Source organism: Curtobacterium sp. ABR8 (assembly GCF_057812125.1).
Genome location: NZ_CM173818.1, coordinates 814,183 through 827,485, shown reverse-complemented (window position 1 = coordinate 827,485; position 13,303 = coordinate 814,183). Strand labels below are relative to the sequence as shown.

General features: G+C 68.8%; 15 protein-coding genes. 14 read left to right on the top strand and 1 reads right to left on the bottom strand.

From position 1 onward, the window contains the following. The first annotated feature begins 64 nt into the window (after window positions 1-64). From ACXKZB_RS04050 to ACXKZB_RS04000, 11 genes are all read left to right on the top strand, one after another. The gene (locus tag ACXKZB_RS04050; protein WP_146248015.1) at window positions 65-742 is read left to right on the top strand and encodes a hypothetical protein; all 678 of its coding nucleotides are present in this window, start codon (window positions 65-67) and stop codon (window positions 740-742) included. 38 nt (window positions 743-780) lie between these two features. Next, window positions 781-1,095 carry a metal-sensitive transcriptional regulator gene (locus ACXKZB_RS04045; RefSeq protein WP_056120637.1) on the top strand — a complete coding sequence of 105 codons (315 nt, stop codon included), beginning with the start codon at window positions 781-783 and terminating at the stop codon, window positions 1,093-1,095. A 94-nt stretch (window positions 1,096-1,189) separates the two neighbouring features. Then, a complete protein-coding gene (locus ACXKZB_RS04040; RefSeq protein WP_111058304.1) occupies window positions 1,190-1,651 on the top strand; it encodes a hypothetical protein in 462 nt (153 codons plus the stop codon). Window positions 1,652-1,755: 104 nt separating this feature from the next. Next, window positions 1,756-2,358: a DUF305 domain-containing protein gene (locus ACXKZB_RS04035; RefSeq protein WP_111058305.1), complete on the top strand. Its 603-nt coding sequence runs from the start codon at window positions 1,756-1,758 to the stop codon at window positions 2,356-2,358. 474 nt (window positions 2,359-2,832) lie between these two features. Continuing rightward, on the top strand, window positions 2,833-3,408 hold the full coding sequence (locus tag ACXKZB_RS04030; RefSeq protein ID WP_175350995.1) for a peptidoglycan DD-metalloendopeptidase family protein: 576 nt from the start codon (window positions 2,833-2,835) through the stop codon (window positions 3,406-3,408). Between the two features lie 109 nt (window positions 3,409-3,517). Further along, window positions 3,518-4,114, top strand: coding sequence for a TlpA family protein disulfide reductase (locus tag ACXKZB_RS04025; RefSeq protein WP_111058309.1), 597 nt, complete (start codon window positions 3,518-3,520; stop codon window positions 4,112-4,114). A gap of 4 nt (window positions 4,115-4,118) precedes the next feature. Beyond that, a complete protein-coding gene (locus tag ACXKZB_RS04020; RefSeq protein WP_111058311.1) occupies window positions 4,119-4,859 on the top strand; it encodes a cytochrome c biogenesis CcdA family protein in 741 nt (246 codons plus the stop codon). A 43-nt stretch (window positions 4,860-4,902) separates the two neighbouring features. Then, complete coding sequence (gene resB / locus ACXKZB_RS04015; protein ID WP_375537600.1) at window positions 4,903-6,564, top strand: cytochrome c biogenesis protein ResB; 1,662 nt, start codon at window positions 4,903-4,905, stop codon at window positions 6,562-6,564. A gap of 2 nt (window positions 6,565-6,566) precedes the next feature. Further along, the gene (gene ccsB, locus ACXKZB_RS04010) at window positions 6,567-7,562 is read left to right on the top strand and encodes a c-type cytochrome biogenesis protein CcsB (protein WP_375537599.1); all 996 of its coding nucleotides are present in this window, start codon (window positions 6,567-6,569) and stop codon (window positions 7,560-7,562) included. A 2-nt stretch (window positions 7,563-7,564) separates the two neighbouring features. Continuing rightward, window positions 7,565-8,917, top strand: coding sequence for a peptidoglycan DD-metalloendopeptidase family protein (locus ACXKZB_RS04005; protein ID WP_175350994.1), 1,353 nt, complete (start codon window positions 7,565-7,567; stop codon window positions 8,915-8,917). Window positions 8,918-9,000: 83 nt separating this feature from the next. Beyond that, entirely contained in the window at window positions 9,001-9,405 is a 405-nt protein-coding gene (locus ACXKZB_RS04000; protein WP_111058337.1) for a four-helix bundle copper-binding protein, read from the top strand. Between the two features lie 192 nt (window positions 9,406-9,597). On the opposite strand, the gene ACXKZB_RS03995 is transcribed toward ACXKZB_RS04000, so the two are convergent. Next, window positions 9,598-9,951: an ArsR/SmtB family transcription factor gene (locus ACXKZB_RS03995; protein WP_111057091.1), complete on the bottom strand. Its 354-nt coding sequence runs from the start codon at window positions 9,949-9,951 to the stop codon at window positions 9,598-9,600. Window positions 9,952-10,067: 116 nt separating this feature from the next. On the opposite strand from ACXKZB_RS03995, the gene ACXKZB_RS03990 reads away from it, so the two are divergent. The 3 genes from ACXKZB_RS03990 to ACXKZB_RS03980 are packed head-to-tail and all read left to right on the top strand — an operon-like array spanning window position 10,068 to window position 13,302. Next, a complete protein-coding gene (locus tag ACXKZB_RS03990; protein WP_488824799.1) occupies window positions 10,068-11,462 on the top strand; it encodes an FAD-dependent oxidoreductase in 1,395 nt (464 codons plus the stop codon). Window positions 11,463-11,467: 5 nt separating this feature from the next. Next, window positions 11,468-12,865: an arsenic transporter gene (locus tag ACXKZB_RS03985; protein ID WP_488824798.1), complete on the top strand. Its 1,398-nt coding sequence runs from the start codon at window positions 11,468-11,470 to the stop codon at window positions 12,863-12,865. Between the two features lie 20 nt (window positions 12,866-12,885). Beyond that, window positions 12,886-13,302, top strand: coding sequence for an arsenate reductase ArsC (locus tag ACXKZB_RS03980; RefSeq protein WP_488824797.1), 417 nt, complete (start codon window positions 12,886-12,888; stop codon window positions 13,300-13,302). Window position 13,303 lies beyond the last annotated feature (1 nt).

The following is a 13,303-nucleotide window of genomic DNA, read 5'->3' as shown; positions in this document are numbered from 1 at the left end:
GTGTAACGCCGGTCGAGCGGATGTGTTCCCGATCCGCCGAACCGGCAACCGGAAAGAGGACGTGATGGCGACCAAGACTGATCGGCGAGAAGAGGCGCGGCGAAAAGCCGCTGATCGCAGAGCGGAGCAGCAGCGCAGCCGCACCCGCCGGTGGTGGCTACTGGGCGCCGCCGTGGTCATCGTCCTCGCCGCAGTCACCACGATCACGGTCACCGCCCTGACCCGCGGTAACGACACGGCGCCGACAGCGTCCGGGGTGACGGCGGCACCGCCGTGGCCGGCCCCCGCGGATGCGGCGGCGCGGGCAAAGGCTGCCGGGCTCGAGGTGGCGGGGATGGAAGGCGCGGCGCTGCACACCCATCAGCATCTGTCCGTATCGGTGGACGCGAAGCCGGTGGCGGTGCCGGCGAATATCGGCGTCGACGTGCAGCGGGGCGGCATGTCTGCACTCCACACCCACGACACCTCCGGCATCGTGCATGTCGAGTCCGCGAAGGTGCAGCCGTTCACCCTCGGACAGCTCTTCACCGAGTGGAACGTGACCCTGCGAGACGGGCAGGTCGGCGGGTACGTCGACGGGAGGAACGACCGGCACGTCGCCGTGTTCGTCAACGGCACCCGCACCACCACGCCGCTGCCGGATTTGGAACTGCAGGACCAGCAGGACATCGCGATCGTCATCACCCGTGGGTCCGGTACGCCGATCGCGCCGGCCCCGTTCGATTGGTCGACGGCGTCATGAGCGCCGCTACCGTAAACGGTGAACCCCGAGGAGCGTCCATGACCGACACCACCGCACCCGCAGCAGAGCACCACCACGGGTACATCACCGCGAAGGACGACTACCTCAAACGGTTGCGCCGCATCGAGGGGCAGGCCCGCGGCCTGCAGCGGATGGTCGATGAGGAGCAGTACTGCATCGACATCCTCACCCAGGTGTCCGCGATGACGAAGGCGCTGCAATCCGTCGCGCTCGGCCTGCTGGATGACCACCTCGCGCACTGCGTCACCGACGCCGTCGCCGAAGGCGGCGACGCTGCCGCGGTGAAGCTCAAGGAAGCTTCCGACGCGATCGCCCGCCTCGTGCGCGCCTAACCACCCCCTGCCCACCAGACGGGGCGGTTGTTCTCTCAGCGCTCGTCCTGCACCATAGAACCCGCACCCCGACCAGCCATCAGTACGGATCCGCATGCTCACCACCGCGAACACCACGCGCCGCCGCCTGCTGCTGCAGGCCACGGCGGTTCTGGCGTTGCTGCTGCTGGTCGGATTCACGGTCCTGATGCACAGCATGCTCGGCCACGCCACCACCGGCGATCACCCCATGACCGCCACGTCGAGCATGACGGCCGAGCACACCCACAGCGACGCCGCCGGACACGATGCCCACGCTGCCGCGCCGGCTGGCGCGGTGATGAGCGTGCTCAGTGATGCCGGCTGCGACGGCGGCCTGTGCGCGCTGATGTGCTCCCTGATGGGGATGGCGTGCGCGCTGACGATCGCCCTATTCGCGTGGGCGCTGCTGCGCACCCGGAACGGCGGGGTCCTCTACGTCCTCGCACGCCTCCTCGCCCTCGGGGACCGTGTCGCACGCCGCGTCGCGGCACCCAAGCCGCCATCACTGACGGCGCTGCAGATCATCCGTATCTGATCCATCCCCGGCGGGAGCGCTCCCTTCGGACGCTCCTGCATGCCCAGAACACGGGCGGGTATTCGCCTGCCCGGAACCCCTGACGCATTCACGGGAACGGATCCATGAACACCACCATCACGCGCACCCTCGCGGCCGCCGCCGCACTCACCATCGGCCTCACCCTCGCCGGCTGCTCCACCAACAACGCCGGCTCATCGGACAGCTCCTCCTCGTCGTCCTCGTCGGCGGCGTCGGCGCACAACGACCAGGACGTCATGTTCGCGCAACAGATGCTGCCGCACCACAAGCAGGCCGTTGAGATGAGCGACATGCTCCTCGCCAAGGGCTCCGACGTGGACGCTGACGTCGTCACCCTCGCCAAGCAGATCAAGGCGGAACAGGGGCCGGAGATCACGTCCCTGACCAGCTGGCTGAAGCAGTGGGGTGAGCCCACCGAAGCCTCCAGCATGTCCGGGATGGACCACTCCTCGATGTCGGGAATGATGTCCGACTCCGACATGGACGCCCTCGACAGCGCCTCCCCGGCGGACGCCGGGAAGCTGTTCCTGCAGCAGATGGTCGAACACCACACCAGCGCCGTCGACATGGCGGGGACCGAAGTCGACAAGGGCAAGAACACCGACGCGGTCGCGATGGCGAAGTCGATCGTGTCGAGCCAGACCGAGCAGATCAACCAGATGAAGGACATGCTCGCGTCGATGTGACCCCGGCCGTGGGTCGCGGCGGTGTCCCCCCTCCCCGCCGCGGCCCACGATCGGCCGCCCACTCTTTCCCTGCTTCGAGTTCCGCTCGACGTCCCACCCTTCGGCCGCAACCGGCCCATCGTTTCTTGGAGCCTTTCAGTGCCCCAGCAGCACCGTGCAAACGTCCCCACGCCCATGCCTACGCCCCTGACCCGGCGGGAAGCCCTCGCCGCTGAACGCGCGGCCGCGACCGCCCTTTCCAGCACCGCGGCCATCCCGCGGCCGCTCCCTGCACCCCCTCGGAGAGTGGCGGAGCCGCTGCGGACCATGCGTTCGCGTGCCCTTGCTGCGCTTCCGCTCACCGGGGCGGCGGCAGCCCTGGCTCTGTTCACTACCGCCGCGATTCCAGCCCAGGCCTCCACCGGACCAGCGACCGTGCTCCCCGGAGTCAACCCGGTCGCGACGGGGCAGAGTTTTACCGCCACGGGCGTCACCGTGTCCATCGACCGTGACGGTTACACCGTCACCAAGCCCACTCCGAAGCCGGTTATCACCACCAAGACCACCACGAGCAGCTCCAACACCGCCTCGACGACGGCCCCGAGCCCCGCACAGTCGGGTGCCATCGTGAATACCGGCGCCGGCGATATCCGCTGGCCGTTCCCGGGGCAGATCCGCATCAGCTCACCGTTCGGTGCCCGAACCGCGCCGTGCGCAGCATGCTCGTCGATGCACCAAGGCGCTGACATCACCCCCGGCGCCGGCACCCCCATCGGCGCAGTCGCCGCGGGGACGGTACGGGTCTCCGCGACGCACCCGGAGTACGGCCAGTACGTCATCATCGACCACCAGATCGACGGACAGACCATCTCCACCCTTTACGCCCATATGATCTACGGCTCGTCCCCACTCCGCGTCGGGCAGAGCGTCGCCGTCGGGCAACTCGTCGGCCTCGTCGGCAACACCGGCGCCAGCACCGGAGCGCACCTGCACCTGCAAGTCATGCTCGGTGGCAGCACCCCTGTCGACCCCATTGCATGGCTCAGGGCCAACGCGGGCCGGACGCTGTGACCATCACAGCACCCGTCGCCTTCACCAACATGTGCCTCATTCTGAACAGCTTCGGACAGGGTGTCCCCGCGTGTTCGCGTCGGCCGATTTCAGAGCGGAGTGCAGATTGATGAGACGTTGTGGGGCAACCGTCGCACTTGCGATCGCGCTCTCCGTCGTCCTCGCCGGATGCTCCTCAGGCAACGACTCCCTGTCGAAGCAGTACGGCAACGGGACCACGCAGAACTACATCTCCGGTGACGGTGCGGTGACCGAGGTCGCCGCCGACAAGCGCACCGACGCGGTCGACTTCTCCGCGACGACCTCCGACGGCGAGACGATCTCGGCCAAGGCCCTGCGCGGCAAGGTCGTCGTCCTGAACTTCTGGTACGCCAGCTGCCCGCCCTGCCGTGCCGAGGCGAAGTACCTCAACAAGGTGCATGCGGCGTACACCGACAAGAACGTCCAGTTCATCGGCGTCAACGTCCGGGACCAGAAGGCCACCGCCGCCGCGTTCGAGCGCACCTTCAAGGTCGACTACCCGACGGTGCTCGACGCGGACAAGGGCACCATGCAGCTCGCACTGTCCGGGCAGATCGCGCCGAACGCCGTCCCCGCGACGATCGTCCTCGACAGCAAGGGCCGGGTCGCCGCCCGCGTCCTCGGCGCCGTCGACGGCACGAGCATCCTCGACACCCTGGTCAGCGACGAGCTCAAGGCGTCCTGACCCCATGAGCGGCAACCCCTTCTCCGACGCGATCCTCAGCGGGCAGATGCTCGTCGCCCTCCCGGTGGCGCTGCTCGCGGGGCTCGTGTCGTTCCTGTCCCCGTGTGTGCTGCCCCTCGTGCCGGGCTACCTCGGCTACGTCGGCGGCGTCGCGGAGGGCGGGCAGCGCCGCGGCCGCGTGGTGCTCGGGGTGCTGCTGTTCATCCTCGGGTTCACGGCCGTGTTCGTGGCCTACACGACGGTCTTCGGCGCGCTCGGCTTCTGGCTCGTCCGCTGGCGCGACCTCATCACCCAGATCCTCGGCGTGGTGGTCATCGCGATGGGCCTCGTGTTCGTCGGCCGGTTCACGTTCCTGCAGCGCACCATCAAGCCCAGCTGGACCCCGGCCACCGGGCTCCTCGGCGCCCCCCTGCTCGGCATCGTGTTCGGCCTCGGCTGGACCCCGTGCCTCGGCCCGACCCTCGCCGCGATCAACCTGCTCAGCGTGCAGTCGGGCAGCGCCTGGCAGGGCATGTGGCTCGGGGTCGCGTACTGCCTCGGCCTCGGCATCCCGTTCGTGCTGGTCGCGCTCGGCGCCGGCTGGGCCACGGGAGCGATCCGTGCCGTGAAGCGCCACATGCGCACCGTCAACATCATCGGAGGAGCGATCCTGATCGTCATCGGTCTGCTCATGGTCACCGGAATCTGGTCGGCCGTCATGTCGAGCGTCGGGGCGGTGATCCAGAGCTATGTCCCGGCAGTCTGAGACCGACGACAGCCGGATCGAGAACGGCACCGCGTCCGACCCGATGCGGCCCTCCGACCACGTCGACGGTGCTGGACCGGCCGACGGCGGCGGCGGCGGCGAGGTCAACCAGCCGAAGCTCGGCCTGATCGGGTACGTCCGGTTCTTCTGGCGACAGCTCACGAGCATGCGGACGGCGCTCTTCCTCCTCATGCTGCTCGCCCTCGCGGCGATCCCCGGCTCCCTCGTGCCGCAGCGCACGGCGGACCCGAACGGCGTGGTGCAGTACAAGGCGGACCACCCGCAGCTCTTCCCGGTCCTCGACAAGCTGCAGGTCTTCGACACCTACACCTCGGTGTGGTTCTCCGCGATCTACCTGCTCCTCTTCGTGTCCCTGATCGGCTGCATCGTGCCCCGCACGAAGCACCACTGGCAGGCCCTCCGCACCCGTCCGCCGAAGACGCCCGCGCGCCTGACGCGTCTGGCGGGCTACCGCAGTGTCGCCGTGAACCCGGACACGGTCACCACCGCAGCGGGTGGGACGGACGCAGCCACGGGCCTCCCGTCCGTCGAGCACGCCGTGACGCGCGCGATGGCGATCCTGAAGCGCTCCGGCTACCGCGTCGAGCGGTTCGGCGACTCGGTGAGCGCGGAGCGCGGCTACCTGCGCGAGACCGGCAACCTGGTGTTCCACGCAGCCCTCGTCGGCGTGCTGCTCGCCGTCGGCGTCGGCGGCGGGTTCGGCTACACCGGACAGCGGCTCCTGGTGGAGGGCCAGACCTTCTCGAACGTGCTCGGTTCGTACGACTCGTTCAACCCGGGCCGCTGGTTCCAGCAGACCGACCTCAAGGGCTACAACCTGACGCTCGACAAGTTCGTCACGAAGTACGAGGAGCGGAACCTCGACGCCCTCGGCCAGGCCCTCGACTACTCCGCCACGGTGACCAGCAGGGAGAAGGGCGGCGAGGCGAAGACCAGCCGCCTCGGCGTCAACGACCCGCTCAGCGTCGGCGGCACGAACGTGTACCTGCTCGGCAACGGCTACGCCATGGGCGTGACGGTGCGCGACGGCAAGGGCGACGTGGCGTTCAAGGACGTCGTGCCGTTCCTGCCGGAGGACTCGAACTACACCTCGACCGGCGTCATCAAGGTGCCGGACGCCGTTCCGGACCAGCTCGGCATGGTCGGGTTCTTCTACCCGACGGCCTCGAAGCTGTCGACCGGCGCGTACACCAGCGCCTACCCGGACTCGCAGAACCCGCTCCTGACGCTGCAGGTCTACACCGGCGACCTCGGTCTCGACGACGGTGTGCCGCGGAGCGTGTACACGCTCGACACGTCGGGCCTCAAGCAGATCGCCGGTCGCCAGTCCGACGCGGCGAGCATCGAGCTGAAGCCCGGGCAGACGAAGACCCTGCCGAACGGTGCCGGGTCGATCACCTTCGACGGTGTGAAGCGGTACGTGTCGCTGGATATCAATCGTGACCCGTCACAGGTTCTCGTCGGCGCGTTCGCGATCCTGGCGATGCTGGGACTGCTGACCTCGCTGTTCGTCCCGCGTCGGCGTATCTGGATCAAGGCGCTTCGGCAAGCCGACTCCGAGAACGGTGAATACAACCTCGAGTATGCGGGCCTTGCCCGCGGCGAGGATCCGAACCTCCTGCGCGCTGTCGACGACATTGCTCGGCAACATTTCGCGCTCATCTCCAACAGGAGCTCAGAATGAACATGACCACAAACCTCGCGACCTACTCGGTCGTGCTGACGTACTCCGCGATGGCGGTCTACGTCGTCGCGTTCATCGCGTTCGCCCTCGACATGGCGAAGCGCTCCGGCGAGGTCGCCGCGGCCTCCTCGGGCGCCGGGGCACCGAAGGCCGCCGCCGAGCAGAAGACCGTCGCGACCGTCCAGGGCGGCACCGTCGTCCTGGAGCGCGTCGCGCAGTCCTCCGACGGCGACGGCTCGTCCCGCCGTGGCACCCGCTTCGAGCGGGTCGGCATGGCGATGACCGTCCTGGCGCTCGTGCTGCACGTCGGCTCGGTGGTCCTCCGCGGGATCGCGGCCGACCGTGTGCCGTGGGGGAACATGTTCGAGTTCTCCCTGACCGGCACGGCGCTGATCATCCTGATCTTCCTGCTCGTGCAGCTCTGGCAGAACCTCAAGTTCCTCGGCGTCTTCATCACCGGCCTGACGATCATCCTGCTCGGCATCGCCACCGTGAACTACTACGTGCCGGTCCGTCCGCTCGTGCCCGCGCTCGAGTCGTACTGGCTCGTCATCCACGTGTTCGTGGCCATCGCCGGCACCGGGTTCTTCGCCCTCGGCGCTGGGCTCGCGGTGGCGCAGCTGGTGCAGACCTACCACCAGGGCCGGACCACCTCGAACAAGATCCGGTTCATGGAGACGCTGCCCGACGCCGACCGGCTCGAGGTGCTCACCTACCGTGTACTCCTCGTCGGCTTCGTCCTCTGGACCTTCACGCTCATCGCCGGTGCGATCTGGGCCGAGCGGGCCTGGGGCCGCTACTGGGGCTGGGACACGAAAGAGGTCTGGACCTTCATCATCTGGGTCGTCTACGCCGGGTACATCCACGCGCGTGCGACGCGCGGCTGGCGCGGGGCACGGTCCTCGTGGCTGGCGCTCATCGGCTTCGCCGCGGTCATGTTCAACTTCTCCGTCGTGAACGTCTTCTTCAAAGGCCTGCACAGCTACTCGGGAATCTGAATATGCGCCGGATCAAACTGACTCTGTCATTTCTTGTGCAAAGGATCCCGCGCCTTCGCCGGAACGTCATCCTCACGGGAGCCGCCCTCACGCTGTTGCTCCCGCTCACGGCGCCAACGCCGGCTCGCGCGGCAGACTTTCCGACCTGGGATCAGGTGGAAGCCGCCCGCGGCAGCGAGCAGAGCAAGCAGGCGCAGATCAGCACGCTGAACGGGCTGATCGACCAGCTGCAGGAGAAAACGCAAGCGACCGACGACCGGGCTGACGCCGCCGGTCGGACCTACCAGTCGGCGCAGGATGACCTCGATCAAGCCACCGCAGCGCACGCGAAACTCGCCGCGAGCACGACTGCCGCGACAACGGAATCCGAAGAGCTCGGCAGCACCGTCGGGCAAGTCGCCGCGGCCCTCACCCGACCAGGCGGCAGCGGCCTCGGTGCCGGCGCGATCCTCGGACAGGACGACCCAGATGCGTTCCTGCAGGGGTTGAGCATGTCGAGCAAAATCGGCGAGCAGGTCGATGGCCTCTACGCCCGCGCGAGCACCGCGGCGAAAACCGCCGGCGCCCTCGCCGCCCAAGCCCGCGTCGCAAAGAACGCCCGCACGAAGCTCGCGGACGCCGCGCAAGACGCCCTCGATGCCGCCGTCGCCGCCAGCGAAGCCGCGGCAGCCGCGGAGGCGAGCGAGCGGGAGAACGTCAGCACGATGCGTGCCCAGCTGGCGACGCTGCGCGATGACCGGCTCAGCATCGAGCAGGGCTATGAAGCAGGCGTCCGCGCCCGCGCTGCGGCCGCCGCTGCCGCAGCGAAAGCCGACGCGGAAGCCCGCGCCCGCCAACAGGCAGCCGCCGCAGCCGCAGCCGCAGCCGCGTCGCGCCCTGCCGCGTCAGCGCCCGCACCGTCCGCCCCCGCTGCCGGCAGCACGCGTCCCAGCGGCAGCGGGACAGCGCCCGGGTGGACCCGACCAATCACCTCGTACACCTTCTACCAGGCGTACGGGTACCGCATCCACCCCGTCTACGGCGACTACCGCCTCCACGCCGGAGCCGACTTCAGCGCCCCCTGCGGCACCCCGCTCTACGCCACCGCCGCCGGCACCGTCACCTACGCCGGACCCTACGGCGGCTACGGCAACATCATCATCATCGACCACGGCGGCGGCATCACCAGCGCCTACGCCCACGTCTACGCCACCGGCATCTACGTCCGCACGGGGCAAACCGTCGCCGCCGGCACCAACATCGCCGGCGTCGGCAACGCCGGCGTCTCCACCGGATGCCACCTGCACTTCGAGATCCGCAACAACGGCGTCGCCACCGACCCGATGGCCTTCCTCGCCACACGAGGAGTCAGCTAAGCCCGAACCGGCCACCATGGCCCCCACACGTTCGACGTCAACCGACGCCGGCGAAACAGCAGTACCGACGGAAAGGATGACCCATGAGCACCACCACCGACATGCTCCGCACCTACCCGAAGGACCTCGGCAGCATCGACCAGGCAGCCCTCGCCGCCTGCGTCGACGCGTGTTTCGAATGCGCGCAAACCTGTACCGCGTGCGCCGACGCGTGCCTCGCCGAAGACATGGTCGCCGAGCTCACCAAGTGCATCCGCACCAACCTCGACTGCGCCGACATCTGCGCAACAACCGGCAACGTCCTCTCCCGCCACACCGGCTACGACGCCAACCTCACCCGCACGATCCTCGAGGCGTGCCTGGCCGCCTGCAAGGCGTGCGGGGACGAATGCGCACAGCACGCCGACATGCACGAGCACTGCAAGATCTGCGCCGACGCATGCCGCCGCTGCGAAGAAGCCTGCGCCGCGCTCCTCGCCAGCCTCTAACCGTCCAGACCAGCAGAAGGCCACCCTCACGTCAGGGTGGCCTTCGTGGGTGCTCGGTTGCCAACCAGCATCCCCGGCGAGTGCTCACACCATCGACACGAAGCGCGGCGAAAAGGGCGACATCGAGCAAAGCTGCTCACAGTCGCGCCGCTTGGACCAAGCGAAGTATTTCGGGGGCCGTGGAAATCGTGACTATCGGGCTGGCGTGGTGATGAGGCTGGCGAGGGTGTCGAGCGCGCCGGGAACGAGGGAGAAGTACGCCCAGGTGCCGCGCTTCTCGCGGTGCAGGATCCCGGCGTCGACGAGGACCTTGAGGTGGTGCGAGACGGTCGGCTGGGACAGGCCGAGCGGTTCCTGCAGGTCACACACGCATGCCTCGGCGCCGTCGTGCGCGGCGACCATCGAGATGAGCCGGAGCCGTGCCGGGTCGGCTATCGCTTTGAGTGACTTCGCCAGCACCTCCGCGGATGCCTGGTCCATCGCCTCGGTCGTGACGGGTGAGCAGCACGCGGTGACGTCCTGAATGGGGAGCAGCTCGATCGTCATGACCTCATCCTCCCACGGACTTCGACACACGTCTATATTTGCGCTCATCGATATCGACGTGCTTCGATGTACCCGCCGGGTTCCGGCTCCCGCTCGATCCGTGAAGGACCAGCCTGATGACTCACCTCCTCGCCGTTGGCGGCAGTGACGCCGGCATCGCCGCAGCGCTCCGCGCCCGTGAACTCGACCCGTCGACGGATGTGACGGTGGTGCTCGCGGACGAGTTCCCGAACTTTTCCATCTGCGGCATCCCGTACTGGGTTTCCGGCGACGTCGCCACGGAAGCGTCCCTCGCGCACCGCACCCGCGCGGACCTCGAAGCCGCCGGCATCACCGTCCGCTCCTCCACCTGGGCTTCCGCCATCGACGTCGACCGCCGCCGCCGCCGCCTCACCGTCACCGGCCCTGCCGGCGTCGAGGAGATCTCCTACGACGAGCTGCTGATCGGCACCGGCGCCGAGCCGGTGCGTCCGGCCGGGGTGCCGTTCGCGGAGCCGGGCATCCACCTGCTGCACTCGATGACGGATGCCGAGCAGGTCGTCGCTGCCCTCGAGCTGCTGCCGGCGGGGAGCCGGGTGGCAGTGGTCGGTGCCGGGTACATCGGCCTGGAGATGACCGAGGGCCTCGTCGCCCGTGGGTTCGACACGACGCTGATCCAGCGCGGTCCCGAAGTGCTCTCCACCCTCGACCCCGAACTCGGTTCCCTCGTCACCGCCGAGGTCCGCCGCCACGGCGCGACCGTGCTGACGGGGTCCACTGTCACCGGGATCACACCGGCAGACGGTGGACAGTGGCGCGTCGCCACCAGCTCGACCTCTGGCGACGCGGAGGGCACGTTCGCCCTCGTCGTGGTCTGCGTCGGCGTCCGTCCCGTCACGGGACTCGCCGTAGCCGCTGGAGCGCAGCTGGGCCAGGCTGGCGCGATCGTGGTCGACGCGTCCATGCGGACCGGGGTGCCGCACGTGTGGGCTGCCGGTGACTGCGTCGTGACGCACCACCGGCTTCTCGGCACGACGTGGCTGCCGCTCGGGACGACGGCGCACAAGCAGGGTCGCGTCGCCGGGGAGAACATGCTCGGCGGCTCGAAGACGTTCGCCGGTTCGGTGGGGACGCAGGTGGTGAAGGTGTTCGACCTGGTCGCTGCCCGTACCGGCCTCCGCCAGCACGAAACCAGCCCGCTCGAGGTGCCGCCGCTGACTCGGGTGACGGTGGCGGATGACCACAAGCGGTACTACCCGGGCGCCGTCCCGCTGACGATCAGCGTCACCGGCGACCAGACCACCGGTCGGCTCCTCGGCGCGCAGATCGTCGGGCAGCGCACCGCGGAGATCAGCAAGCGCATCGACACGTTCGCCACCGCCCTCCACGCGGAACTCACCGTCGACGACGTGATCGATCTCGACCTCAGCTACACGCCGCCGCTCGGGTCCCCGTGGGACGCCGTGCAGGTCGCCGCGCAGGGCTGGGAGCGCGCCGCCGCGGCGGCGAATCAGGCTGCGGTGACGGACTGATGGTGATGGCTGTGGTCGCGGCGGCGATCTTCGTCGCGACGCTCGTGGTGGTGATCTGGCAGCCCAAGGGCTTCCCGATCGGGTACACGGCGCTCATCGGCGCCGTCATCGCCCTCGCCACCACCGTCGTCGGCCTCTCCGACGTCCCGACCGTGGTCGGGATCGTGTGGAACGCGACACTGACGTTCGTCGCGGTGGTGCTGATCTCGTTGATCCTCGACGAGGCCGGGTTCTTCGAGTGGGCTGCCCTCCACGTCGCCCGTTGGGGTCGCGGCAACGGACGGCTGCTGTTCGTGCTGATCGTCGGCCTCGGCGCCGTCATCGCGGCGGTGTTCGCCAACGACGGGGCTGCGCTGATCCTCACCCCGATCGTCGTCGGGATGCTCCGGGCCCTGAACATGCCGCGGAAGGCGGCGCTCGGGTTCATCCTCGCCACCGGGTTCATCGCCGACACCGGCAGCTTGCCGCTGGTGGTGTCGAACCTGGTCAACATCGTCTCCGCCGACTACTTCCACCTCGGCTTCGCCGAGTACGCGGCCGTCATGATCCCCGTCGGCATCGTCTCCGTCCTCGCGTCCCTCGGCATGCTGCTGCTCTACTTCGGCAAGAGCATCCCGAAGCGGTACGACGTCCTCGCCCTCACCAGCCCTGCCGCGGCGGTGAAGGACCGGGCGACGTTCCGTGCCGGCTGGGTCGTCCTGGCGCTGCTGCTGGTCGGGTACTTCGCCGCCGACCCGCTCGGCGTCCCGCTCGCGGCCGTCGCCGGTGTCGGGGCGGTCGTGATCGTCGCCGTGGCGGCCCGGCAGCCCGCGTTCCTCTTCGCCCGTGCGGAGGCTGCCCCGGTCCTCGTCACCACGGGCGGCACCGCCACCGTCACCGCCGGCGGCGCTGGGTCGGGTGCGCCGTCGGGTCGGGTGATTCCGGTGTGGAAGACGATCCGGGAGGCGCCGTGGCAGATCGTGCTGTTCTCCATCGGCATGTACCTCGTCGTCTACGGCATCCAGAACCAGGGCCTCACCGACCACCTCGCGACGCTGTTCGACGTGTTCGGTGACCACGGGGTCCTCGTCACCGCGCTCGGCGTCGGGTTCACCATCGCGATCCTCGCGTCCCTGATGAACAACATGCCCACCGTCCTCATCGCCGCCCTCGCCATCGGCGGCGCCGGCGCGACCGGGCTCACCCACGAGGTGATGGTCTACGCCAACGTGATCGGCTCCGACCTCGGCCCGAAGATCACCCCCATCGGGTCCCTCGCGACGCTGCTGTGGTTGCACGTGCTGGAGAAGAAGGGCATCCACATCGGGTGGGGGCAGTACTTCCGCACCGGCATCGTCCTCACCATCCCCGTTCTCGCCGTCACCCTCGCCGCCCTTGCCGGCTGGCTCACCCTCATCCGCTGAACCCGGAAAGACCCACACCCATGAGTGACAAGCCCACGATCCTGTTCGTCTGCGTCCACAACGCCGGACGCTCCCAGATGGCCGCCGGCTATGCCCAGGCCCTCGGCGGCGACCGCGTCGAGGTTCTCTCCGCCGGCTCCGAGCCGAAGGACCAGATCAACCCGATCGCGATCCAGGCGATGGCCGAAGACGGCATCGACATCGCCGGCAACCAGCCGAAGATCCTCACCACCGACGCGGTCCGGGAATCCGACGCCGTCATCACCATGGGCTGCGGCGACGCGTGCCCGATCTTCCCCGGGAAGCGATACGAGGACTGGGAACTCACCGATCCTGCCGGTCGCGGCATCGAGGACGTCCGCCCCATCCGGGACGACATCAAGCACCGCGTCCAGACGCTCCTCGCCGAGCTGCTGCCCACCGAAGCAACCGCGTAAC